20 protein-coding genes and 1 riboswitch are annotated in these 24,135 nt (G+C 70.8%); of the genes, 10 read left to right on the top strand and 10 right to left on the bottom strand.

Annotated elements, in window-relative coordinates:
- Positions 1 to 4: 4 nt before the first annotated feature.
- Positions 5 to 1,006: a M23 family metallopeptidase gene (locus tag ABN273_RS45625; protein WP_349455837.1), complete on the bottom strand. Its 1,002-nt coding sequence runs from the start codon at positions 1,004 to 1,006 to the stop codon at positions 5 to 7.
- Between the two features lie 209 nt (positions 1,007 to 1,215).
- Between ABN273_RS45625 and ABN273_RS45620 the strand changes: the two genes are divergently transcribed.
- Positions 1,216 to 4,119, top strand: a complete 2,904-nt coding sequence (locus tag ABN273_RS45620) for an AfsR/SARP family transcriptional regulator (RefSeq protein WP_349455836.1) — start codon at positions 1,216 to 1,218, stop codon at positions 4,117 to 4,119.
- 10 nt (positions 4,120 to 4,129) lie between these two features.
- Here the strand turns inward: ABN273_RS45620 and tenA are convergent, their stop codons facing one another.
- The gene (gene tenA, locus ABN273_RS45615; protein WP_349455835.1) at positions 4,130 to 4,813 is read right to left on the bottom strand and encodes a thiaminase II; all 684 of its coding nucleotides are present in this window, start codon (positions 4,811 to 4,813) and stop codon (positions 4,130 to 4,132) included.
- Positions 4,805 to 4,900: riboswitch (TPP riboswitch) on the bottom strand. Its footprint overlaps the gene before it by 9 nt.
- Positions 4,901 to 5,006: 106 nt before the next feature.
- A complete protein-coding gene (locus ABN273_RS45610; protein ID WP_285775450.1) occupies positions 5,007 to 5,411 on the bottom strand; it encodes a RidA family protein in 405 nt (134 codons plus the stop codon).
- Positions 5,412 to 5,539: 128 nt separating this feature from the next.
- On the opposite strand from ABN273_RS45610, the gene ABN273_RS45605 reads away from it, so the two are divergent.
- Entirely contained in the window at positions 5,540 to 5,920 is a 381-nt protein-coding gene (locus ABN273_RS45605) for a winged helix-turn-helix transcriptional regulator (protein ID WP_349455834.1), read from the top strand.
- Between the two features lie 47 nt (positions 5,921 to 5,967).
- Here the strand turns inward: ABN273_RS45605 and ABN273_RS45600 are convergent, their stop codons facing one another.
- Both ABN273_RS45600 and ABN273_RS45595 read right to left on the bottom strand, forming a co-directional pair.
- Positions 5,968 to 7,119, bottom strand: coding sequence for an MFS transporter (locus ABN273_RS45600; protein ID WP_349455833.1), 1,152 nt, complete (start codon positions 7,117 to 7,119; stop codon positions 5,968 to 5,970).
- Positions 7,120 to 7,281: 162 nt separating this feature from the next.
- On the bottom strand, positions 7,282 to 9,048 hold the full coding sequence (locus ABN273_RS45595; protein ID WP_349455832.1) for a hypothetical protein: 1,767 nt from the start codon (positions 9,046 to 9,048) through the stop codon (positions 7,282 to 7,284).
- Between the two features lie 209 nt (positions 9,049 to 9,257).
- Here ABN273_RS45595 and ABN273_RS45590 point away from each other — a divergent pair, with 209 nt between their 5' ends.
- Positions 9,258 to 9,401, top strand: coding sequence for a hypothetical protein (locus ABN273_RS45590; protein WP_349455831.1), 144 nt, complete (start codon positions 9,258 to 9,260; stop codon positions 9,399 to 9,401).
- A 57-nt stretch (positions 9,402 to 9,458) separates the two neighbouring features.
- Positions 9,459 to 9,935 carry a MarR family winged helix-turn-helix transcriptional regulator gene (locus ABN273_RS45585; RefSeq protein WP_349455830.1) on the top strand — a complete coding sequence of 159 codons (477 nt, stop codon included), beginning with the start codon at positions 9,459 to 9,461 and terminating at the stop codon, positions 9,933 to 9,935.
- Between the two features lie 139 nt (positions 9,936 to 10,074).
- Here ABN273_RS45585 and ABN273_RS45580 read toward each other — a convergent pair whose 3' ends face one another.
- From ABN273_RS45580 to ABN273_RS45565, 4 genes are all read right to left on the bottom strand, one after another.
- Positions 10,075 to 10,314: a hypothetical protein gene (locus ABN273_RS45580; RefSeq protein ID WP_349455829.1), complete on the bottom strand. Its 240-nt coding sequence runs from the start codon at positions 10,312 to 10,314 to the stop codon at positions 10,075 to 10,077.
- 207 nt (positions 10,315 to 10,521) lie between these two features.
- Positions 10,522 to 11,967, bottom strand: coding sequence for an aldehyde dehydrogenase (locus ABN273_RS45575; protein ID WP_349455828.1), 1,446 nt, complete (start codon positions 11,965 to 11,967; stop codon positions 10,522 to 10,524).
- A 19-nt stretch (positions 11,968 to 11,986) separates the two neighbouring features.
- Positions 11,987 to 13,087: an NAD(P)-dependent alcohol dehydrogenase gene (locus ABN273_RS45570; RefSeq protein WP_349455827.1), complete on the bottom strand. Its 1,101-nt coding sequence runs from the start codon at positions 13,085 to 13,087 to the stop codon at positions 11,987 to 11,989.
- Positions 13,088 to 13,153: 66 nt separating this feature from the next.
- Complete coding sequence (locus tag ABN273_RS45565; RefSeq protein ID WP_349455826.1) at positions 13,154 to 14,824, bottom strand: sigma-54-dependent Fis family transcriptional regulator; 1,671 nt, start codon at positions 14,822 to 14,824, stop codon at positions 13,154 to 13,156.
- Positions 14,825 to 14,919: 95 nt separating this feature from the next.
- Between ABN273_RS45565 and ABN273_RS45560 the strand changes: the two genes are divergently transcribed.
- The 3 genes from ABN273_RS45560 to boxB are packed head-to-tail and all read left to right on the top strand — an operon-like array spanning position 14,920 to position 18,825.
- A complete protein-coding gene (locus ABN273_RS45560; protein WP_349455825.1) occupies positions 14,920 to 15,783 on the top strand; it encodes a 3-hydroxyacyl-CoA dehydrogenase family protein in 864 nt (287 codons plus the stop codon).
- Positions 15,780 to 17,318, top strand: a complete 1,539-nt coding sequence (gene paaZ, locus ABN273_RS45555; protein WP_349455824.1) for a phenylacetic acid degradation bifunctional protein PaaZ — start codon at positions 15,780 to 15,782, stop codon at positions 17,316 to 17,318. Before ABN273_RS45560 ends, paaZ begins: the two co-directional genes overlap by 4 nt.
- Positions 17,319 to 17,346: 28 nt before the next feature.
- The gene (gene boxB, locus ABN273_RS45550; RefSeq protein WP_349455823.1) at positions 17,347 to 18,825 is read left to right on the top strand and encodes a benzoyl-CoA 2,3-epoxidase subunit BoxB; all 1,479 of its coding nucleotides are present in this window, start codon (positions 17,347 to 17,349) and stop codon (positions 18,823 to 18,825) included.
- On the opposite strand, the gene ABN273_RS45545 is transcribed toward boxB, so the two are convergent.
- On the bottom strand, positions 18,822 to 19,703 hold the full coding sequence (locus ABN273_RS45545) for a PaaX family transcriptional regulator (protein WP_349455822.1): 882 nt from the start codon (positions 19,701 to 19,703) through the stop codon (positions 18,822 to 18,824). The two genes, boxB and ABN273_RS45545, sit on opposite strands and share 4 nt — an antisense overlap.
- A 214-nt stretch (positions 19,704 to 19,917) precedes the next feature.
- Between ABN273_RS45545 and boxC the strand changes: the two genes are divergently transcribed.
- The 3 genes from boxC to ABN273_RS45530 are packed head-to-tail and all read left to right on the top strand — an operon-like array spanning position 19,918 to position 24,135.
- The gene (gene boxC, locus ABN273_RS45540) at positions 19,918 to 21,564 is read left to right on the top strand and encodes a 2,3-epoxybenzoyl-CoA dihydrolase (protein ID WP_349455821.1); all 1,647 of its coding nucleotides are present in this window, start codon (positions 19,918 to 19,920) and stop codon (positions 21,562 to 21,564) included.
- A gap of 1 nt (position 21,565) precedes the next feature.
- Complete coding sequence (locus tag ABN273_RS45535) at positions 21,566 to 23,149, top strand: benzoate-CoA ligase family protein (protein ID WP_349455820.1); 1,584 nt, start codon at positions 21,566 to 21,568, stop codon at positions 23,147 to 23,149.
- A complete protein-coding gene (locus ABN273_RS45530; RefSeq protein WP_349455819.1) occupies positions 23,146 to 24,135 on the top strand; it encodes an NAD(P)/FAD-dependent oxidoreductase in 990 nt (329 codons plus the stop codon). Before ABN273_RS45535 ends, ABN273_RS45530 begins: the two co-directional genes overlap by 4 nt.

Below are 24,135 nucleotides of genomic sequence, written 5' to 3'. Positions count from 1 at the left end.
GGGTTCAGCTCCCGCAGTGTTCGGACGGGCTGTTGTACGTGTTGGAGCCGACCTTGCCGCCCCACTTGACGCACTTGCCGGAGGCCGAGCCGCGGACCGGTCCGGCGTAGTACTCGAAGTTGCCGGTGTCGGTGACGCGGGCCTTGTCCTCGACCTCCAGGTAGGCGGTGGTCGCGGTGGCCTTGCCGAGCGAGGTCTTCTTGATCGTGGCCACGCAGTTGGTGCCGTTGGCCGAGTTGTAGAGCAGGTAGACGTTGCCGTTCGAACCGAGGGCCGCGGAGTCGATCACCTTGTAGCCGCTGCCGCACACCGACGTCGCCGTGTGCGGGTTGGTGGAGCCGCCGCCACCGCACTTGTTCTTCGAGGTCACCGTGGCGATCGGGTAGCCGAAGGTGACGCCGTTGAAGACGGCCTTCTTGATGTTGCTCGGGTAGCTGGTGCCGTTGCGCACCTCGTAGTGCAGGTGGGGGCTGATGTTGTTGCCCGGCTTGCTGGTGTTGCCCAACGTGCCGATCTTCTGGCCCTGCGCGACCTGCGCGCCGGCCGAGACGGTGCGGGAGTTCAGGTGGGCGTAGAACGTGGTCCAGCCGCCCCCGTGGTCGATCTTGACCAGGTTGCCGTAGCCGTTGGCCGAGCCCTGATGGGCGGAGATGACCACGGTGCCGGCCGCGGCGGCGACCACGGTGTCGCCCTTGTCGGCGTCGGCCGTGCTGCCCCGGTTGAAGTCGATCTCGTACGCCCTGTGAGCGCTGCTCGCGCTGTTGTTGCCCGTCCAGGTCTGGCCGCAGGGGAACGGAAGCTGGAAGCTCGGCGCGGCCAGGGTCGACACTGGCGGGACGTCCACCTGGTTCGGCGGGTCGCCCCCCTCTCCCTCGTGCTCGTGCTCGTGCGTGGACGACGGCGTGGGAGACGGGGTCGGGGCGGCCCATGCCGCCGACGCGATCGGGCCCGACGCGAGGCTGAAGAGCAGGGCGAACCCGGCCGTAAGCACCCCTCTGGGTCTCATGCGGATACCTTTCTGCGCGCGCCGGAGGGGCGATGCCCAGCCGGCGCCGCGAACTGTCCGTTGGATCTCTCGAAGCGCTCTTGCTGGGGATCAAGATTGCGAATACGGCATACAAATAACATCCAAAATCGGTATAAAGGCCCTTCCAGCTTGAACGCCCAACCGATCGGGCGCCCCGTCCGGCGCCCAGCTCAGGAGAACGCGCGGTCATGGTGGTTGAACAGCCCGTATTCAGTGTTCTGGGGCCGTTACAGGTCCGGGTCCCGGAAGGGCCCCTCCGGATCGCGGGCAGGAAGCCCAGGCTCCTGCTCGCCTCGCTGTTGCTGGACGCCAATCAGGTGGTCAGCTCCGACGTGCTCGTCGAGGTGTTGTGGCCGCGGACGCAGCCGTCGTCCGCCGTGGCCAACGTGCGCACGTACGTGAGCTCGCTGCGCTCGGCCGGCGTCCAGATCGTGGCCCAGGCCTCCGGCTACGCGATCGAGCTCGACGCGGACCGGCTGGACGCCCTGCGGTTCGAGGACCTGGTGGCCAGGGCACGGGCGGCGGGCCGTACCGAGGAGGCCTTCGAGCACTTACGCGGGGCGCTGGCGTTATGGCGCGGGACACCGCTCGGCGACCTGCCCGCCAGCCCGCTCTGGGACGGACGGCTGCGCGCCCTCACCCAGGCCAGGCTGGCCGCGGCTGAGGAACTGGTCGAGTTGAAGCTGGCCCGCGGCGAGCACGCCGGCGCCATCGACGGCCTGCGGGAGCTGATCGGCGAGCACCCCTACCGGGAGGATCTGTGGCAGCGCCTGATCCTCGCCCTGCACCACAGCGGCCGGCGGGCCGAGGCGCTGCACGCCTACACCACGATCCGGCGGCAGCTCGTGGACGAGCTGGGCATCGAGCCGGGGCAGGATTTACGTGACGTGCACGCCTCCGTGCTGGCGGGCGACCCTCCGCCCGTGCCCGTGCTGCCGGTTGATCAGCCCCCGGCGCCGCACCAGCTCCCCGCGCACGTGCTGCCGGGCGATCGGCCCCCGGCCCCGCACCAGCTCCCCGCGGACGTGCCGGACTTCACCGGCAGAGCGGCGGACGTGGCGGCCCTGACGCGCGCACTGTCGGCCGAGGAGCGGCGGCCGGACGGGCCGCCGTCGATAGCCGTGGTGACCGGGCCGCCCGGCGTGGGCAAGTCGGCGCTGGCCGTGCACTGCGCGCACGCCTTGCGCGCCGAGTATCCGGCCGGGCAGCTCTATCTGTGCCTGGGCGGCACCGACGCGGACCCGGCCGACCCCCTCGACCTGCTGGCCGAGGCGCTGCGGGCGCTCGGCGTCGCGGAGCCGGCCCTGCCGCCCACGCTGCGCGAGCGGGCCTCACTGTATCGATCCTTGCTGGCCGAACGGCCCATGCTGGTCTTCCTCGACGACGCCGCCGACACCGCGCAGGTACGCGCCCTGCTGCCCGGCAGCGGCTGCGGGGTGCTCGTCACCAGCCGGCTGCGGATCGCGGAGTTGCCCGGCGCCCTCCAGCTCGAGCTCGACGTGCTGCCGCCCGCGGAGGCCGAGCAGCTCCTCGGCAAGATCGTCGGCGTCGACCGGGTGGCCGGGGAGCGCGAGGCCGCCCAGGCGATCCTGCGCTCCTGCGGCCACCTGCCGCTGGCCATCAGGGTGGCGGGGGCCCGGCTGGCCGGGCGGTCCGGCTGGCCGCTGAGCGTGCTGCAGCAGCGGCTGGACGACGAGACGAGCCGCCTCGACGAACTGCGCGCCGGCGACCTCGAGGTACGCGGCTCGTTCGAGCTCAGCTACCGCCGGCTGCCCGGTGACGCGGCCCTGGCCTTCCGCGCGCTCGGCCTGCTCGGCTCGCAGTCCGTGCCGGGCTGGGTGGCCGACGCCGTGCTCGACCGGCACCGGGCGGACACGGTGGTCGACACCCTGGTGGACGCGAACCTCCTGCGCCTGGCCGGCACCGACCCCGTCGGCCAGCCCCGCTACCGCCTGCACGACCTGGTCCGCTGCGCCGCGAAGGAGAAGGCGGGCGGGCCGACCGTCGACGGGGCCGAGCGGCACGCGCTCGTCAGGGTGCTCGGCGGCTGGCTCACCGCCGCCGAGCACGCCGCCACGCGGCTGCCGACGACCCTGTTCGGGCTGACGTCCGACGGGGCGCCCCGCTGGAGCCTGGCGCGGGAGACCCTCGGCCGCCTGACCGCCGAGCCCCTGTCGTGGTTCGACGCCGAGCGGGAGTCCCTTGTGGAGGCGGTACGGCTGGCCGCCGGCGCGGGCCTGGCCCAGTCCGCGTGGGGGCTGGCCGCGACGCTGGTCCCGTACTTCGACCTGCACTGCCTCCTGGACGAGTGGCAGGCCACGCACCGGATCGCCCTGGACAGCGCCCGCGCGGCCGGCGACCGCCACGGCGAGGCGGCCATGCTCCGCGGCCTGGCCCAGGTCTGCGTCTACCAGGACCGGTACGCCGAGGCCGGCGAGATGTTCAGGCGGGCGCGGGCCATCTTCCACGAACTGGGCGACATCCGGAGCGAGGCGATCTCGATCTGCGGGCTGGCGGCGGTCAACCAGTTCTCCAACCGGCACCTCAAGGCGCTGGGGTCTTTCAGGCACGCGCTGGCCATGTTCCTGGCCATCGGCGACAGGAGCGGCGAGGCGTACGCGCGGCAGGCGATCGGGCGCGTCTACCTGTCGCTGCGTGACGTGCGCCAGGCCTCGCGGTGGCTCGGGGACGCGCTGCGGCTGGCCGAGGAGCTCGGCGACGCCCACCGCGAGGGCTGCGTGTCGATACAGCTCGGCCGCCTGTACGACCTGGTCGCCGAGTCCGAGCGGGCCATGCGCTACCAGGGGCACGCGCTGGACATCTTCGAGTCGCTCGGGGACCGGCACTGCGGCGCGTACGCGATGCGGAACCTCGGCGGGCTCCAGGTGGCCAGGGGCGACCGGTTGGACGGCTCCGACCAGCTGGAGCGCTCGCTGATGATCTTCCAGCAGCTCGGTGACCGGAGCGGGGAGGCCGACACGTACCAGACACTGGGCGAGCTGTACCGCTCGTCCGGGCGTGCCGCGCTGGCCCGGCACTACCTGCACCAGGCCCTCGAGCTGCGCAGGGAGCTCAGCGACTCGTACGCGTGACGGCGGGGTGTCAGGCGAGCCACTGCGCCGTGGGCCAGGTCTCGAGGCGCCAGGCGCTGTCCCAGAACATCCACTCGTACTCGGTGGCCCGGCAGAACGCCTCCTCCATCGCCCCGCGCGTCCCCGGGTCGGCGAGCTCGGCCAGCCGGTCCACGAGCGCCTTGGCCTGCTCCACCGAGGCCGCGAAGGACGGGTCGGAGTAGGTGGATATCCAGGTCCGGTACGGGTGCCCGGCGGCACCCGCCGTGCGTTCGAGCAGCGCCGCGCCGACGTCCTGGTACACCCAGAAGCACGGCAGCACGGCGGCGGCGAGCACCGGCAGCGGGGCGGCGAGCGCCGTGGCCTGGAGGTAGGAGGAGTAGGCCAGGCAGGTCGGCGAGGTGGCGATGCCCGCCGTCTGCTCGGCCGTCAGCCCGAACTCCTCGAGGTAGCCGGCGTGCAGGCCGCGCTCGACGACCAGCGCCGTGTGCGCGCTCTGGGCGAAGAACGCGGCGTCGGCCGGGTCGGTGGCGCGGGCCGAGGCGGTCGCGAGCACCTTGGCGTACGCCACCAGGTAGCGCCCGTCCTGGACCAGGTAGAACGCGAAGCGGTCCCGGTCGAGGGTGCCGTCGCGCAGCGCGGTGTTGAACGGGTGGTCGTGGATCGCCTCGAGCAGCGTGGCCGTGCGCGTCCAGATCTTCTCGGAGAAGGTCACCGATGACGTCCCTTCGCTAGTGCGAACTAGATCAGGTTCGACGGGTGTGATCTCAGCCCGGCGCGCCGGGCACCCCGCGTCGCGGGCAACGTTAGCAGACGGCGAGATGACCGGCGCTCGCGGCCGGCCTCCGTGCCCAACGGCACCAAGCCGGGCATCGGATCCCCCACTACTCGCACCTGGTGTGACCGCTTCAATCGATGATCGCGGTGACTTCGGCCTCGATGAGGATGCCGGGCTCGAAAAGCACGTCCACCCCGATCAGCGCGGCCGGCGGCGTGGCGATGTCGAACTCGCGGGCCGCCTGTTCGATGCCCGCGTTGAAGGCGTCGTACATCTCTCTCTTCCAGCCTGCGGCGTACCACGTGAAGCGGACGACGTCGTGGAACGTCGCTCCGGCCGCGTCCAGCGCTTTGGCGACGTTGCGGTAGACCTGGGTGACCTGCCCTGCGAGGTCGCCCGGTGCCACGAGCTCGCCGTTCTCGTCCCAGGCGACCTGTCCCGCGATGTGGACCTGCCTGCTCCCCCTCGCCACCGCGACGTGGTGGTAGAGCGGGACTTGGACATGCCTGTCAGGGTTGATGAGCGAAACAGCCACGAGATCTCCTGATCGGTTAGGTGATCGAGGCGCCGGAGGGCGCCCGTGCTCTCTTGCGGTTACTCAGAAACCATAGGAGAGTGTTCGCTGACGTGGAAGAACGCACTTTTTAGAGACTGGGGAACCTGATGGTGACCAAGCAGTTCGCGGGCACGGCTGACGAAGCGGACCTGAGGCGCGCGGACTCCCTGGCGCGGGAGATCTTCTCTGATGTCGCCAACAAGTGGGCGTTGCTTATCATCGAGACTCTCGGTGAGCGCACCCTCCGCTTCATCGAGCTGCGCGACGAGGTCGAGGGCATCAGCCACAAGATGCTCACCCAGAACCTGCGCATGCTGGAGCGCAACGGCCTGGCCGAGCGGAAGGTGCATCCCACTGTGCCGCCGCGAGTCGAGTACACCCTCACCGAGCCGGGCCAGGCCCTGCGCGCCACGGTTGATCTCATCTGCGGCTGGACCCACCAGTACTTCGGCCACATCGAGACCGCCCGCCGGCGCTTCGACGCCTGACGGCTCCCCCACCCCGACGCCGGTGCCCCTAGCAAGATCGGCGTCCATCATCGGCGTGTTGAGCGTTCTGGACGACGGCGCCCACGTAGCAGTTCGCCGCCGAGCAGGGCCGCGCACGCCCCGGCAGTCAGCAGCCCACCAGCGAGGAAGGTGCCCCGTACATCGGCGAGCGGCAGGACCAGTCCCCCAAGCGCGGCACCCGCTGCGATGCCGGCGTTGTAGGCACCGGAGTTCGCTGCGAGCGCGATGTCCGTGCGGCCCGGGGCGCAGTGCAGCATCGCGTTCTGCGTGGTCATGAACACCGGCCCGAGTGCACCGCCCATCAACACCAGGAACACCACCGCCGCCACCGGATGAGCGCCGAACGCGTACAGGCCGAGCATCCCCACCGCCTGCGTGGCCACGGCGGTGGCCAGCGCGGACTGCGCAAAGCGGTCCAAAAACGCCGCGGTGATGCTCACTCCGGCCAGACACGCGACACCGAAAACCACGAACAGGGCGCTGACCGCGCTCGGGGAGAACCCGCTCACGTCGCCCAGGAACGTCACGATGTAGGTGTATCCCGTGAACGCCCCGGTGGCGGACAAGGTCCCGGCCGCCAGCACCGTCCAGAACCGCCACACGTCGGGACTGGTCGCGTAGGCGGCTGGCTCTTCTTCCGGACGCGAAGTCGGTAGCAGAACGGCGATCGTCACCAAAGAACAGAGCCCCAGAGCCGCCAGCATGGCGATGGGCACCTGCCAGTTACTCTGCTGGCCCAGCCAGGTCCCAGCGGGAACGCCCAGCACGAGAGCGAGCGAACCAGCGACGGACAACGCCCCGATCACACGCCCCCGGACCTCGGGCGCGAACAGGCCCACCGCGACCGGCCCCATTACGGCCCAGAACAGCGCCTGGGCGAGCGCGGTCAGCAGCCGCGCCACCAGGAGCAGCCAGTAAGAGGGGGCCAGCGCCGCAACAAGACTGGACACCACGAGCGCGGCCAGCAGTCCCGTGAGCACATAACGTCGGGGCACGGCCCGCACGACGTGGGCGATCGGCACCGATGCGACGGCCACCGTCACGCCGTAACCGGTGACCAGGAGACCGACCGCTGACAGGGACACCCGCAGGTCTTCGGAAATGAGCTCCAGGAGGCCGACCGGCAGGTTCTCCGCGGTGTTGAAGGTGAGGGCGGCCAGCATCAGGGCGCCGAGCACCGCCAGCCTGTGCCATGGAGCCGGTTGTCGGGGGATCGTACGGTCTCTTCCTGTCCTCGCCCGTTGCACCTGCTCAGTGGCACTGTCCATGCACGTACCTCAGCAGGCTCACCAGTCCCGCTGCAACAGGATTCAGAGGGCCGGCGGATCAGTCTTCCCTGCCTATGGCTGGGGCAACGTCAGGCATTTCTGTGTCCCCCGATCGGTGAGCGGATAAGGCACGTGATTTTCGTCCACCGCGACGATCGCTCCGCCGGCCGGGAAGCAGTCCTGAGTCACCGACCCCACGCCTTGGGCGCGGTTGTAGTAGACCCAGAGGGGACGGGCGGGATCTTCCGTATCAGTGCGGTAGACGTTGTCGGCGAGTTTGATGGACTTCCCGCAGTAGTTGATCTGGCCGTAGGGCTGACCGGTGGGTGCGGCGCGCGGGATGAAGATGTCGTTGCGTTCGATGGTGATCTCCTTCCCCCATGCGTTGGTCGTGCTGCACAGGGCGTCAGGCGTGCCCGAGAAGACGATCAGGTGGCCGAAGGTCGGGTAGTACGTGGTTTCCGGGGGTGCCGGGAGCAGGGTGCCCTTGATCTTGTTGTCGGTGATCCTCATCACGGGCGTCGCGTCCTGGCACAGGAATTTCGGGCCCTGGCCTTTGATGGTGTTGCGCCGCACGGTGCTGGAGAAGGTCGGATCGGTCTGCCGGTGGACGCCCCGGGCGACCGGAGAGGGGTCATTGGCCAGATCTCGCAGATAGCGCTCCCAGATCGGCGAGGTCAGCTGCACCGCAGAGCCTCTGGTGGCACAGGCCACAGCGAATCCGTTCTGGCCATCGAGCACAGAGTCCTCCACGACCCCGCCGACGATGCCCATGTCCACCACGTCGCCGCTCTTGCCCAGCGGATTTCGCAGGAAGGAGTGGCGTACCGTCACGTTCGCCGAGCTTTCGCCGTGCGGCATGGCGATCCCGCCGCCGAGGTTGCCGGTGACCCGCACGTGGTCGAACAGGATGTTGCCGGTCATCCCCACCGCATCGTTGCAGGCATCGACCTGCCGGCCGCTCTCGTACTGGCCCCATTCGGCGTCCTTGGGGGTGCACTCGGGCTCGATGTCCACGCCTCGCCCAGGAGAGTGCAGAGGGTAGCTGTCAGGGCTGGTGCCCACCACGCCGGTATCGCGGAAGGTGCTCTGGGTGACCAGCACATTGCGGCCCTGTCCGATGGTCAGGCCCTGACGGATGTTGTTGGCGCTCTGCACATGACGGATCGTGATGTCCCTGCCCGACCCCAGCAGGATGCCGTCGGCTGCCATGTGGTGGAGGTGAAGGCCGGTGAGCGTGATGTTCTGGCTGGCGTGATTGACGCTGCCGCCGATGTGGACCGCGTGCTCCGAGGCCTCGGCCAGGCGTCCCCCTTGCGGAACTGACTGCGTCATCTTTTCGACGTTTCCGTCGATCTCGAATCCGGACAGCTTCAAGCCGCGGGCGTCCTGAAAGTAGAACGGCGTCGTCGCCATCTTGTCCGGGGCGAACAGGTTGTCTCCATAGCTGCCTGCCGCTGTCTTCGTGAAGTCGCCCTTGACTTCGATTTTCGCGTGAATACCGGCGATCTTCACGTTTTCACATTTGTCATACAGAATCGTCCACGTCCTGGGATCGGCCGTGAGATCCGCGGTGTTCACGACCCTGTCGACGTGGTAAACACCCGGCGGGTAAACCAGTGTCGTGCCCGGGTGCGTACACAGGTAGTCGGCGGCCTTCTGCATGGCCGCGGTGTCGTCCCTGCGGTCGTTCGGAACGGCCCCGAATCCGAGGACGGTCACTTTCCTGGGCTGCGCGAATGGATTCGTGTCGGCTCCGGCCGCGGCCGCGTTGCCGCCCAGCGCCAGGCTCGTCACCGTAATCAGCGACAGCGTCCGCCGCCCGCGCAATGCACGCATGCCCGCTCCAGGCGCCTTTGGATCGCCCGATGTCTCCCTCACGGCCGGCCTTTCTTCGAATTCGCCGATTAATTGTTCGTTGGGCCCAGATGCGAATCGTAGTGGCCGTGCGTGTCGTCCAGCGCGAAGCAGCCGTCCATATTTCCGGAGGCTCATTCTCAAGGCTGATTCAAATTCCTTGCGGTCACGTACGCGGATGACGTGGGGCCATGAACGCCCCGCCGGTCGCCGTGCTGACAGGCCACGGACCTGGCGATCGTCCGGTGCACGTTCCCGACGCCGACACGGCGCTGGTCGTGTGCACGGCACCGGGCGGGCGCTGTGACCTGCTGGTGGCCGGGCCGCCTACCTGAACTCCAGCCTTGCTAGACTGATCGTTCGCGTTCCGAATCAATCCGGGGGTCGGCGACATGGTCAAGGCAACGGGTGAGCACATGGGGGTCGTCTCCGCGCTGGTGCGCGCCTCCTTCCTGGTCAGCGCCGTGTACGCCGAGTCGGCGCGCGAGTACGGCATCACCTCGCAGCAGGGGCAGCTGCTGTGCGTGCTGATGGCGCAGCCGTACGGGATGAGCGAGCTGGGCGGGATCCTGCACCTGGCCAAGTCCAGCCTCACCGAGCTGGTCGACCGCAGCGCCCAGCGCGGCCTGGTGCGCCGCGAGCCGGACCCGCGCGACGGGCGCGCCGTGCGGGTGGCGCTCACCGAGCAGGGCGGCGAGCTGGTCGAGTCGTTCTACACCGAGACCTGCCGCCGGATCGACGAGCTCCCCTCGGGCCTGGCGGCGGACGAGCGCGCCGCGCTGGCCGGGCTGCTGGGCCGCGTGGTCGAGGACAACCAGGTCCCGCAGGTCTTCATGGAGCCGGGCGACGCCGCCTCCCCCAACCGCTGACCCGCCGGGCAGCGCGAGGCCGCCCGGCGTACTCTTCGTCGAAGAGATCACCGCACTGGACGGATGCCGGCGCGCTGACCCCAGGTGCTGTCTACGGGACGACGCGGGCCAGCGCGCCCGCCGAGCAGGCAGAGGCTCGTCAGGCGACTTTCCGAAAGACGACGGTCGCGCAGTAGTGGCCCTCGCGCTCCTGATCCGGCTCGGCCTCAGCGCTGATCACGTCCAGCTCGGTACCCGAACCGAAGAACTCAAGGGCGCGCGCCACCGCCGTCGTCCTGATGTCGTCCGGAGTTGCTTCGCTCACCGTAACGCGCAATGTGAGCGGGAAGGATCTCACCGTCACTGTGATCTCCTTTCTGAAGGCAATCACTTCGAGCATAAGCCGATTGCTGAAGCGGAAATTGCCTCCCGAGATCGCGTGCGACGCTCCGAGACCCCGTCAAGCACCGGTAGAACTGGCCCGCGAGGGCGCCGTGCAGGGCGAGTGCGACAAGAGCCAGAATCAACATGGTCACATCGTCGCTTCCGCTGATGAGACGGTCCATGCATCTTCCGCTCAAACACATACGAGAACGTCTATAGCGAATCACACATAGACGGTCTGGATCTGCTGGTAGGCCGCCAGGCCCTCCGGCCCCAGCTCGCGGCCGAGGCCGCTGGCCTTGACGCCGCCGAAAGGAGCGGCAGGGTCGGGGATGTAGCGGTTGACGCCGATGGTGCCGGTACGGACCCGATGGGCGACGGCCGCACCCCGCTCCGCGTCGGCGGTCCACACCGTGCCGCCGAGCCCGAAGTCCGAGTCGTTGGCGATGCGCACGGCGTCGTCGACGTCGTCGTACGGGATGAGGGACAACACCGGGCCGAAGATCTCCTCCTGCGCGATGACCGAGCCGTTGTCCACGTCGGCGAACACGGTGGGCTCGACGAACCATCCTCTGTCCAGGCCCGCGGGCCGCCCGCCGCCGATCGTGAGCCGGGCCCCGTCGCCGCGCCCCTTGGCGATGTACGTCTCGACGCGCTCACGCTGCCGCGCGGTCGCCATCGGCCCGATCTGGGTCGCCGGGTCTCCGGCGTCGCCGACGGTCAGGGAGCCGGCCAGCGCCGTGAAGGCGTCCACGACCTCCGCGTAGCGGCTGCGCGGAGCCAGCACGCGGGTGCCGAGGAAGCAGGTCTGGCCGTTGTTGAGCAGCGTGGAGCCGAACAGCCCTTCGCCGATCTTCGCCAGATCCAGGTCCGCGTCGTCGAGGATGATCGCCGCGGACTTGCCGCCGAGCTCCAGCGTGACCGGGCGCAGCAGCCGCCCGCAGGTCTCGGCGATGATCCGCCCGGCGGCGGTGGAGCCGGTGAAGGCCACCTTGTCGACGCCCGGATGGGCGACCAGGTACGCGCCGACCTCGCGCCCGGCCGGCACGATGTTGACGACCCCGGCCGGGACGCCGGCCTCCTCGATGGCCTCGGCCAGCAGGTACGCGTCCAGCACGGTCTCCGGCGACGGCTTGATGACGAGCGTGCACCCGGTCGCCATCGCCGGAGCGAGCTTGAACATGGACAGCGCCTGCGGGAAGTTCCACGGCACGATGCCCGCGACGACGCCGACCGGCACCCGGCGGACCTGGATCGACCCGCCGAACAACCCGGGGCGCGTCTCGTCGAAGGCGGCCTGGCGCGCCAGCCCGGCGTAGTACCGCAGCACGGCGCTCGGGTAGCCGGTCTCGAGCTGCCGGGCGACCGCGACCGGCATGCCGTTCTGGGCGCTCACCCGCTCGACGAAGCCGTCGGCCCGCCGGTCGATCGCGTCGGCCAGGCGGTCCATCACCTCGGCCCGCCGCGCGGGCTCCCAGCTCGCCCAGCCGGACGGGTCGTCGAAGGCCTGGCGCGCGGCGGCCACCGCCGCGTCGATGTCGGCCTCGGCGCCCTCGGGCACCTGGCCGAGCCGCTCTTCCGTGCTGGCGTTCACCGGGGTGATCACGCGGTCGGTGGCCGGGCGGACCCACGCGCCGCCGATGTAGAAGGTGTCGTAACGCAGTTGCATGACAGGGCTCCTTGGTCGCTCAGGCGAAGGTCAGGACGGGCTTGAGGGTGGTCCCCTTCTCGGAGTCCTCCACCGCCTGGTTGATGGCCTCGAAGGCGTAGGTCTTGATCAGCCGGTCGAACGGGAATCGGCCCTGCAGGTAGAGGTCGACGAGCTTGGGGATGAACAGCCGCGGCACGCTGTCGCCCTCGACGATCCCGCGCAGGACGCGGCCGAACAGCAGCGCGGACATGTCGATGGAGACCTCGGTGCCGAGCGCGGCGGCGCCGATCAGGCCGCAGGTGCCGCCCTGGTTGAGCGCGTCGACCGCCTGCCGCAGCACGGCAGGGACCGCGGTGGTCTCCACGGTGTAGTCGACGCCGAGCCCGCCGGTGAGGTCGCGGAGCGAGGCCACCGTGTCGCCGTCGGCCGCGTTGATCACGTGCGTGGCGCCCAGTTCCTTGGCCAGTTCCAGGCGCTGGTCGTTCAGGTCGATGGCGACGACGGTGGTGCAGCCCGCGACGACGGCGGCCATGACGGCGCTGATGCCGACCGAGCCCGCGCCGAAGACCGCGATGCTGCTACCCGCCGGAGGCTTGAGGGAGTTGAGGACCCCGCCCGCGCCGGTCTGGATGCCGCAGCCCAGCGGGCCGAGCAGTTCCAGGGGCGCGTCCCGGTCGACCTTCACCACGTTGCGCTCGGTGGCGAGGGCGTAGGTGGCGAAGGCCGACTGCCCGAAGAAGACGCCGTGCACGTCGCCCGACTCCCGGTGCAGGGTCATGCTGCCGTCGAGGCGCGAGCCCGCGAAGTTGCAGGCGAAGAACTGGTCGCAGTACGCCTGACGGCCCTGGGCGCACATGCGGCAGCCGCCGCACGAGCTGAACGTGAGCACGACGTGGTCGCCGGGAGCGACGTAGGTGACCCCGTCGCCGACGGCCTCCACGACGCCCGCACCCTCGTGGCCGAGCACGGCCGGCAGTGGCACCGGGTACCACTGGTCGCGGACGATCAGGTCGGTGTGGCATACGCCGGAGCTCGCCATCCGCACAACGACCTCACCCGGCCGTGGGTCGTCCAGTTCGAGGGAGGTGAGGGCGAAGGGAGCGCCTTGGGTCGCGGTGAGTGCCGCCGTGATTCGCACGTTACGACTCCTTTGCCGGTGGGTTTCTCATCGGCAAAATATGGCGGCGCGTGTCCGGCGTACTGTTCAACTACTGGACACTGTGATCTGCAGCGCCCGCATCCGGTTGTAGAGCGTCGTCCGGCTGATCCCGAGCCGCTGGGCGGCGCGCAGCTTGTTGCCGTCGTGCTCGCGCAGCGCGGCCGCGATGGCGTCGTGCTCGGCCCGCTCCAGCGGCGTCATCCTGCGCAGCCGGGGGCTGACCTGGTAGCTCGGGGGCAGGTCCCGGGGCGTCACGTCGCCCGCCGAGCGATGCGCCAGCACCGTCTGGAGCACCGTACGCAGCTCGCGCAGGTTTCCGGGCCACGGGTGACCGGCCAGGGCCGCGAGGGCCGCGGGCGTGAACCGTACACGATCGCCGGCGCCCAGGTCGTCGAGCATGGCCCGGACCAGCCCCGGCAGCCCTTCGGTACGGTCCCGCAGGGCGGGCAGCTCGATCCGGACCGGGCAGTCGGCGGCGAGCGTGGCGGCGTACCCGGTCAGCTCGGCGACCGGGGCGCCGGTCAGCGCGATCCACGACCCGGCGCGTTCCATGAGGCGCCGCAGGTGGACCGCACAGGCGTCGGGCAGCAGATGGGCGTCCTCGACCAGCAGCAGGCCCGGCTCGCCGGCCACGGCGGCGTCGAGGGCGGCCAGCCACCCGGCCTCCCCTTTGGCGGCCGCCTCGGAGGCGTCGAGCGCGAAGATCGGGCGTTCCCCGGCCAGTGACCGCACCGCCGTCGTGCGTCCGGTTCCCGGGGCGCCGCCGACGTACACCGGCGTGCCCGGGTGAGGGGGCTCGGCCGGGCCCCGGTGCGGTACGTGGCGGGTGCCCTCTGGATCCGTGAACTCGAACAACACCCCGTCCGCACCGGGGGCGACGGCCTGGAACCGGACCGCGAGCCTGCGCCCCGAGGACAACTCGAGGGAACGCGCCGCGCCGCCGCGGCCGCCGAGGTCGGCGGCCAGTTCGCGCAGCCGGATGTGGTCGACCGGGTCGAGCAGCTCCACGGCCGGGGAGTTGGCGAGCACCACGCCCTCGCCGAGCACCAGCACCGGCCGGTTGTGTCCGGCCGCGGCGGCCTGGAACGCGGCGAGCATGCGTTGCTCGGCGCGGCGCGCGGTGCGCAGCAGCCGCTCCGCTATGTCGCTCGCCGCCCGGGCCAGGAACGGGCCGAGCAGTGCGGAGTCGTTCTCGGCCAGGCAGGTGATGTCGAGGACGCCCTCCAGCCGGTGGGTCACCGGGTGGATGATCGGATGCCCGTAGCAGCTGAACCGCTTGAAGGGCTCCAGGTAGTGCTCCTCGCCTCGCACCGCTAGGCCGCGGCGCAGCTCGTACACCGTGGCGATCGAGTTGGTCCCGGTGGTCTCCTCCATGAACACGCCGCCGGCGACCGCGCCCAGGCCGGTCAGCATGCCGCGCAGTTTGCGGGCTCCGATGGGCACGTCCACGAGCCGCGACTCGCGGTCGGCGAGCATGACGGAGTAGCCGGTGTCGCCCAGTTGCTCGGCCAGTTGTTCCAGGACGGGCTGGGCGGCGGCGACGAGGCGGCTGCGCCGGTCGACCTCGTCCGGCTCGAAGCGGAGGTCGGGCGCCGCGGGCCCGAGGCCGCTGAGCCGGCAGCGCCGCCAGGACAGCTCGATCTCTGGGCGCAGCTGGGTCTTCGGTGTCATGTCGCCGACCTCCGCCAGGTGGTACATGTTCGCGGGTATGCGCATGGTAATCACGCGTGTCCGGATGTGTGAACCCGGTCACCCATAAATCTGCTACATCTGTCTTCCGTTGCGCAATGAGAATGTGGCAAGTTTGGGGAATGACCGAGACCACCGGACTACCCGGACGCTGCGGAGTCGTGGGCGGCGGGCGGATGGGCGCCGGCATCGCCCACGCCCTGCTCCTCGCCGGATGCCAGGTCACGCTGGTGGAACGCGACGAGGAGGCCGCGGCCGCCGCACGGGACCGGGTGGCCCGCGCCGTCGCGGGCAGCGTGAAGCGGGGCCTCGTCGAGGAAACGGACGAGGTGATGTCCCGCCTCGTCACGGACACCAGGACGGCCGGGCTGGCCGGAGCCGGGCTGGTGATCGAGGCGGTGCCCGAGGACCTCGACCTCAAGCTGGCCACGCTGCGCGCCGTTGAGGACGCGGTCGAGCCCGGGGCCGTCATCGCCTCCAACACCAGCAGCATCTCGCTCGACACGCTCGCCGAGGCGCTGGCCAGGCCCGAGCGCCTGCTCGGCCTGCACTTCTTCAACCCCGTCCCGGCGAGCAGGCTCGTCGAGGTGGTCATCGCGGCCGCCACCGATCCCGCCCGCCGGGACCGGGCCGTCGCCTGGGTGGCGGCGATCGGCAAGACCGCCGTGGTCGTCCGCAACGCGCCCGGCTTCGCCAGCAGCAGGCTCGGCGTCATCCTCGGCCTGGAGGCGATCCGCATGGTCGAGTCCGGCGTCGCCGCACCCGAGGACATCGACGCCGCGATGACGCTCGGCTACGGCCACCCCATCGGGCCGCTGAGGCTCACCGACCTCGTGGGCCTCGACGTGCGGCTGGGCATCGCGCGCTACCTCGAACGCGAGCTCGGCCCCCGCTTCGCCCCACCGGCCCTGCTCGTCCGGCTCGTCGAGCAGGGCCACCTGGGGCGCAAGACCGGCAAGGGCTTCTACGACTGGAGTGAGGCATGACGTTGCGGAGCTATCTCGAAGGGTCCTGGCGCGCCGGCACCGGCGAAGGAGTCCCGGTCGCCGACGCGGTGACCGGCGAGATCGTCACCCTGGTCACCAGCGAGGGGCTCGACCTCGCCGCCGCGGTGACGTACGCCCGCCGCACCGGCCTGGCGGCGCTCGGCGAGCTGACCTTCCCGCAGCGGGCCGCCGCGCTCAAGGCGGCCGCCCTGGCGCTGCAGGAGCGCAGGCAGGAGCTGTACGACCTGTCGGCACGGGCAGGGGCCACGCGCGGAGACGCCGCGGTCGACGTGGACGGCGGCATTGGCACGGCGCTCGTCTACGCGAGCCTCGCCCGCAAGGGGCTGCCCGACCACACGCTGATCGCCGAGGACGACCCGGTGCCGCTGGGCAAGGGTGGCACGTTCGCGGGCCGCCACATCCTCACCACCCCGCATGGGATCAGCCTGCAGATCAACGCGTTCAACTTCCCGGTGTGGGGCATGCTGGAGAAGCTCGCGCCCGCGCTGCTCGCCGGGCTGCCGACGATCGTCAAGCCGGCGACCCCGACCGCGTACATCGCGGCGCACGCCGTGCGCATCATGGAGGAAGCGCTGCCGCCCGGCGCGATCCAGCTCGTCGCGGGAAACATCTCCGGTCTGTTCGACCTACTCGGCGGGCAGGACCACATCGGGTTCACCGGGTCGGTGGCCACGGCCGCCCGGTTGCGGTCCGACCCGGCCGTCACGCGCCGCTCGGCGCGCTTCAACGCCGAGGCCGACTCGCTCAACTGCTCGGTGCTCGGCCCGGACGCCGTGCCCGGGCAGCCGGAGTTCGACCTGTTCGCCGACGCCCTCATCACCGAGATGACGGTCAAGGCGGGGCAGAAGTGCACGGCCATCCGGCGCGCGTTCGTGCCGGCGAACCTCATCGACGCCGTCACCGGAGCAGTCGAGGCCAGGCTGGCGCGGGTCGTCGTCGGCGCGCCTGGCGCCGGCGGCGTCACGATGGGCGCGCTCGTCGGCCTCGCCCAGCGCGAGGACGTCCGGGCCGCCGTCGCGCGACTGCGCTCGGCAGGCTCGCTGATCCACGGCGACCCGGACAAGGTCGAGGTGGTGGGGGCCGATGCCGAGCGCGGCGCGTTCCTGTCGCCGCTGTTGCTGCGGGTGGACGACGTGGCCCGTCCCGAGCCCCACGAGGTGGAGGCGTTCGGCCCGGTCAGCACGCTCATGCCGTACGGCGACATTGCGGACCTGCCCGAGCTGATCGCCCGAGGCAAAGGATCCCTGGCCGGGTCGGTGGTCTCCTACGACCGGGACTTCGTCCGGCAGATCGTGCTCGGCGCGGCCGCCCACCACGGTCGCATCCTCGTGCTCGACCGCGACAGCGCAGGGGAGTCCACCGGGCACGGCACGCCCATGCCCCAGCTCGTCCACGGCGGTCCCGGCCGCGCGGGCGGCGGCGAGGAGGAGGGCGGGCTGCGCGCGGTCTACGCCCACCTGCAGCGCACCGCCATCCAGGGCGGCCCGGCGGCACTCGACTCGATCGTGAAGTAACGGCCCGCAAACGTATTGGAGAGCAGACATGAGCACCGATTCCCGTACCGGCGCCGCACCCTCGCCCACCGGCCCCCTCAGCCAGGTGGACTACAGCGAGCGCATCCCGAACAACGTCGACCTGGCCGGCGACCGCCGCCTGCAGCGGGCGCTGGAGGGCTGGCAGCCGAAGTTCCTCGACTGGTGGCGCGAGCTCGGCCCGTCCCTGCCGACCAGGGACGTCTACCTGCGCACCGCCATCGCCGTGGGCCGCGACGGCTGGGCGCACTTCGCCCATGTCCCGATGGAGGAGTACCGCTGGGGCATCTTCCTGGCCGAACGGGACCCCGACCGCAAGATCAACTTCGGCAAGCACAAGGGCGAGCCCGCCTGGCAGGAGGTGCCCGGCGAGCACCGGGCCGACCTGATGCGGCTGATCGTCATCCAGGGTGACACCGAGCCGGCCTCGGTCGAGCAGCAGCGCATCCTCGGCCACACCGCACCCAGCATCTACGACCTGCGCAACCTGTTCCAGGTCAACGTGGAGGAGGGCCGTCACCTGTGGGCGATGGTCTACCTGCTGCACGCCTACTTCGGGCGGGAGGGCCGGGAGGAGGCCGAGCAGCTGCTCAAGCGCAACTCCGGCGACCTCGACGCGCCGCGCATCCTCGGCGCGTTCAACGAAGAGACCACCGACTGGCTGCAGTTCTTCATGTTCACGTACTTCACGGACCGGGACGGCAAGTACCAGCTCGGGACCCTGAAGGAGTCGGCGTTCGACCCGCTGGCGCGCACGTGCGAGTTCATGCTCAAGGAGGAGGCCCACCACATGTTCGTGGGCACCACCGGGGTCCAGCGGGTCCTGGAGCGCACCGCCGAGCTCATGAAGGAGCACAACACGCCCGACGTCTTCCCGCATGGCGGCATCCCCCTCGACGTGATCCAGAAGTACCTGAACTTCCAGTTCTCGGTGTCGATGGACCTGTTCGGCTCCGAGCAGTCGACCAACGCCGGCAACTACTACACCTCCGGGCTGAAGGGCCGGTGGATGGAGACCCGCCGCAAGGACGACCACGTGCTGCTGGAGGACACCCGCGAGCTGCGCTACGTCGAGGACGGACAGATCAGGACCAGGACCGTGCCGATGCTCGGCGCGCTCAACCTCGACCTGCGTGACGAGTACGTCGCCGACTGTGCCAACGGCGTGCGCCGCTGGAACCAGGCGCTGGAGGACGCCGGGCTGACCGAGCGGCTGTATCTGCCGCACGAGGGCTTCAACCGCAAGGTCGGCGTCTACGCGGGCCACCACGTCACCCCGCAGGGTGAGGTCGTCGACGAGGCCGCCTGGCAGGCCCTCGTCACCGAATGGCTGCCCACCCCGCAGGACCGCGAGCAGGTCGCCGCCCTCATGGTCCCCGAGTACGAGTACGGCAAGTTCGCCGGCTGGATCGCCCCGCCGAAGACCGGCATCAACGACCAGCCGGTCGAGTTCGACTACGTGCACCTGGCCGACGAAGGGCTGCTCTAGTTGCGGGCGGCGGCGTCCTCGTCCATGCGGTCCCACTCGGCCTGGGCGCGCCGGTGCCACCGGTTGTGCAGGTCGTGGAAGACGGCCGCGGCCCGGGGCCCCGGCCAGTCGTGATCGAGCAGCTCGGCCGGCAGGTCGGGGTCGAGGAACGGGAAACGCCGCCACTCCTGGATCAGCAGCACCTGGCCGGCGAACGCCTCCCGGCCGGAGGCGGCCGTCATGCCCTGGAAACGCTCGATGAAGCCCAGGTAGCGCTTCTCCACGTCGTCGAGGTCCCAGGCGGCCGTGATCAGCTTGGCGGTGTCGCCGATGCCGGCGGACGGGCCCGTCCACGCATAGGCCCGGTCCTCCAACTGGAGCTCGCGGACGACGTCGCGGACCGCGGCCTCCTTGGCGGCGTCGGGGATCACCCACAGGCCGGGAGAGGGCGAGCCGAGCCCGAGCCAGGTGAGCTTGGTACGCAGCCGGTGGCGCAGCCGCCGCTGGGTCTCCGGCACGCCGGCGGTGAGCACGAGCCAACGGCCGTCCCAGTCGCGCGGCCCGCGCATGAAGCCGTAGATGCGCTCGGTGCCCTCGCGTAGCAGCCGGTCGCCGGCCTCCGTCAGGCTCCAGCGCACCTTGCGGCCGTGCCGGACCGAGTCCAGCAGGCCCTCGGCCGCCGTGCGGGCCAGCGCCTGCCGCGCGGACTTCTCCTCGATGCCGAGCGCGCCCAGCGCGTCGACCAGGGTGCCCGTCCAGACCTCGCCCCGGCGCGGGAGCACGAACTCGCCGAGGATCGTCAGCAGGACCGAGCGGGCGCTGGCGGACGCCTTCTCACGCTGACGTTCCACGGGCTCCGCCGGCTGGCGGGTCTGGGTGCGCGGTTCGCGCGGGGCCACGTCTGACCTCCTGTCGTTCAACATGTTCTTGACGCGCATTCTGTCAGGCCGGCCACCCCGTACGCCGCTCACCTCCCGGTTCACGATAAATACTACAAAGCCTTGACGCTACATCTAAGATGCGTCGAATATTAGGCACTAACGTCCCTCCGCCTACCTCCCAACGGAGCGCGCCTTGACTGTCACAGCTGAACCTTCGCATTCGGCTCCGCCGGTGGTCCGCTTCGCGACCTCCCCGGACCGCTACCGTCACTGGAAACTCGAGGTGGACGGGCCGGTGGCCACCGTCACGCTGCGCGTGGACGAGCACGGCGGCCTGGTCCCCGGCTACGAGCTCAAGATGAACTCCTACGACCTCGGCGTCGACATCGAGCTGTACGACATCGTGCAACGACTGCGCTTCGAGCACCCCGAGGTCAAGGCGGTCGTGATGACCGGCGGCCTGGACCGGATGTTCTGCGCCGGAGCCAACATCCGCATGCTGGCCCAGTCCACGCACGCCTGGAAGGTGAACTTCTGCAAGTTCACCAACGAGACCCGCAACGGCATCGAGGACGCCACCGAGCACTCCGGCCAGACCTGGATCGCCGCGCTCAACGGCACCGCCGCCGGCGGCGGCTACGAGCTGGCGCTGGCCTGCGACCAGATCGTCCTCGTCGACGACGGCTCCTCAGCCGTGTCCCTGCCCGAGGTGCCGCTGCTCGGCGTGCTACCGGGCACGGGCGGCCTGACCCGGGTGGTGGACAAGCGGCACGTGCGCAGGGACCGCGCCGACGTGTTCGCCACCAAGTCGGAGGGCCTGCGCGGCCGTACCGCCGTCGAGTGGGGCCTGGTGGACGCCACCGTGCCCCGCAACGCCTTCCGCGAGGAGATCACCAGGCGGGCCACGGAGGCCGCGGCGACGTCTGGGCGGCCCGCGGCCGCGCGAGGCGTGCCGCTGACGCCGCTGGAGCGCAAGGACGACGGCGACACCATCACCTACCCCTTCCTGTCCGCGCGCATCGACCGGCCGCACCGCCGCGTCGAGATCACCGTGGCGGGCCCGCACGACGCCCCACCCGCCGCGCCGCAGGACCAGGGCGACGGCTACTGGCCGCTCGCCGTCACGCGCGCGCTGGACGACCTGATTCTGCACCTGCGCACCAATGAGCCGGAGCTGGGGATCTGGGTGCTGCGCGCCGTCGGCGACCCCGAGCGGGTGCTGGCCTACGACGCCCAGCTGCGCGAGCTCGCGGACGACTGGTTCGTCAACGAGGTGCGGCACTACTACAAGCGCACGCTCAAGCGCCTGGACGTCACCAGCCGCAGCCTCATCGCGGTCATCGACCCGGGCACGGCCTTCGCCGGGTTGCTGACCGAGCTGGCTCTGGCCGCCGACCGACAGTACATGCTGGAGGGCGTCTACGAGGACCGCGACGACACCGCCGCCCCCGCCGCCATCATCCTCACCCCGTCCAACGACGGTGACTTCCCGATGGGCAACGGCCTGTCCCGTCTCCAGTCCCGCTTCTGGGGCAACGACGAGGACCTGCAGGCCGCCCGCGCCGGCATCGGCGAGCCGCTGGACGCCGCCGCCGCGATGCGGCTCGGCCTGGTCACCCTGGCCCTGGACGACATCGACTTCGAAGACGAGCTCCGCATCACCCTCGAAGAACGCGCCTCGCTGTCGCCCGACGCGCTGACCGGCATGGAGGCCAACCACCGCTTCGCCGGCCCGGAGACCGTCGAGACGAAGATCTTCGCACGGCTCACCGCCTGGCAGAACTGGATCTTCATCCGCCCGAACGCCTCCGGCCCCAACGGCGCCCTGCGCCGCTACGGCACCGGCCGCAAGGGCGACTACGACATCGAGCGGGTGTGACATGACCGAGTTCAACGCCGGAAGCTGGCTCGTCCACCGCCACGTCCACGAGGGCCACGGGGATCGGATCGCGGTCCGCCGCGGCGACACCACGCTCACCTACGCCGAGCTGTCCGACCTCGTCGGGACCGCCACCGCCGCCCTGCGCGCCCTCGGCCTGCGGCGCGACGACCGCGTCGTGTTCGTCACCAACGACGACGTGCCCATGTTCACCGGAATCCTCGCGGCCTTCTGCGGCGGCTTCGTGGCCGTCCCGGTCTCGACCATGCTCGGGGCGAAGGAGCTCGGCACGATCATCGCCGACTCCGGCGCCGCGGTCGTGATCGCGAGCCCCGACTACGGCCCCCAGGTCCATGAGGCGCTCACCATGGCGCCCGAGGTGCGCCACCTGGTGTGCGACGGCGCCGCGCCGCTCCACGCCCCGAGCTCGGTCACGTCCCTGACGTGGGTGGACCTGATCGCGGCGGGGGAGCGGGAGCCGGTCGAGCCCGCCGCCACGCTTGAGGACTCCTGGGCCCTGTGGCTCTACACCTCCGGCACCACCGGCGCTCCCAAGGGCGCCATGCACCGCCACGCCAGCATCCGGCACGTCTGCGAGACCTACGGCGACCAGGTGCTCGGCATCACGGCCGACGACGTCTGCTTCTCCGTCGCCAAGTTGTTCTTCGCCTACGGCATCGGCAACTCGATGTTCTTCCCGCTCTCGGCCGGGGCCGCGACCGTGCTGGAGCCGCGCCGCCCCGCCCCCGCCGTGATCGCCGAGCGCATGGCCGCGGACCGGCCCACCCTGTTCTTCGCCGTCCCCACCTTCTACGCCGCGCTGCTCGCCGCCGATCTGCCGGCCGACACCTTCACCTCGGTACGGCTCGGCGTGTCGGCCGGGGAGGCGCTGCCCGCGCCGCTGCAAGAGAGGTTCACCCGGCGCTTCGGCGTCGAGATCATCGACGGCATCGGCTCCACCGAGGCGCTGCACATCTTCCTGTCCAACCGGCCCGGCGAGATCCAGCCCGGCACGACCGGCCGCCCGGTGCCCGGCTACGACATCGAGCTGCGCGGCGCCGGGGGGACGCCGGTGCCCGACGGCGAGCCCGGCTCGCTCCACGTACGCGGCGCGTCCATCGCCCTGGGCTACTGGCGGCGCACCGACGCCAGCCGCGCGGTGTTCCTGGGCGAGTGGCTCAACACCGGCGACACCTATGTACGTTCGCCGGAGGGCTTCTACACCTGCATGGGCCGCAGCAACGACCTGCTCAAGGCGGGCGGCATCTGGGTGTCGCCGGCCGAGGTCGAGAGCCGCCTGCTGGAGCACCCGCACGTCGGGGAGGCGGCCGTGGTCGGCATGGCCGACGAGCACGGGCTCGACAAACCCATCGCCTGCGTCGTCGCCAAGGGAGACGTCACCGCCGAGGAGCTCATCCAGTGGTGCCGCGACGGGCTGGCCGCGTTCAAACGGCCCCGCCAGGTGGTCTTCCTCGAGCAGCTGCCCAAGACCGCCACCGGCAAGATCCAGCGCTTCAAGATCCGCGAACTCCTCGCTGACCACGGGGGCGACGACGAGCTCCTCGCGGAGGGGGTGAGCGGATGAGCGCCCTCGACGTCGACGTACTGATCGTCGGGGCGGGGCCGGTCGGCCTCTTCGGGGCCTACTACGCCGGTGTGCGCGGCCTGCACACCGCCGTCGTCGACTCGCTCAGTCAGGTCGGGGGCCAGGTCAGCGCGATGTACCCGGAGAAGGAGATCTTCGACGTGGCCGGGTTCCCCGCGGTCACCGGCCGCCGCCTCATCGCCAACCTGGTCGCGCAGGCGGCGCCGTACGAGCCGGCGTACCTGCTCGGCGAGGAGGCCCAGCGGCTCGACCGCGTACCCCGCGACGGACGGCCCGACCTGCTGGTGGTGAAGACCAGCGCCGGGACCGAGATCACCGCCGGGGCGGTGATCGTGACCGGCGGCATCGGCACCTTCACACCCCGCCCGCTCCCGGCCGGGGAGGAGTTCCTCGGCCGCGGTCTGGAGTACTTCGTGCCGGACAGCGCGGACTACGCCGGAAAGGACGTCGTGGTCGTCGGCGGCGGCGACAGCGCCGTGGACTGGGCCCTCATGCTCCAGCCCATCGCGAAGACCGTCACACTCGTGCACCGCCGGGCGGCCTTCCGCGCCCACCACGGCTCCGTCGAACGACTCAGGGCCTCCTCCGTGGAGATCGTCACCGACGCCCAGGTCGTCGCCACTCTCGGCGGCCACGGGCTGGAACGGATCGAGCTCAGCACGGGGCACACCCTGCCGTGTCAGCGGCTCGTCGCGGCCCTCGGCTTCACGGCCAACCTGGGCCCACTCCGCGAGTGGGGGCTCGACCTGCACGACAACCGCCACCTGGTGGCCGACTCCGCGATGCGCACCAACGTGCCCGGTATCTTCGCCGCCGGCGACATCGCCGGCTACGACGGCAAGGTCCGTCTGATCGCGGTCGGCTTCGGCGAAGTGGCGACGGCCGTCAACAACGCAGCGGTGCACCTCGACCCCGCCGCCCAGCTTTTCCCGGGGCACTCGACCGACGGTCCACCCCCGGCCTGA

Source organism: Nonomuraea sp. B19D2, from assembly GCF_040137845.1.
In the GTDB taxonomy this organism is placed as follows: domain Bacteria; phylum Actinomycetota; class Actinomycetes; order Streptosporangiales; family Streptosporangiaceae; genus Nonomuraea.
This window is presented reverse-complemented; position numbering and strand designations above follow the sequence as displayed.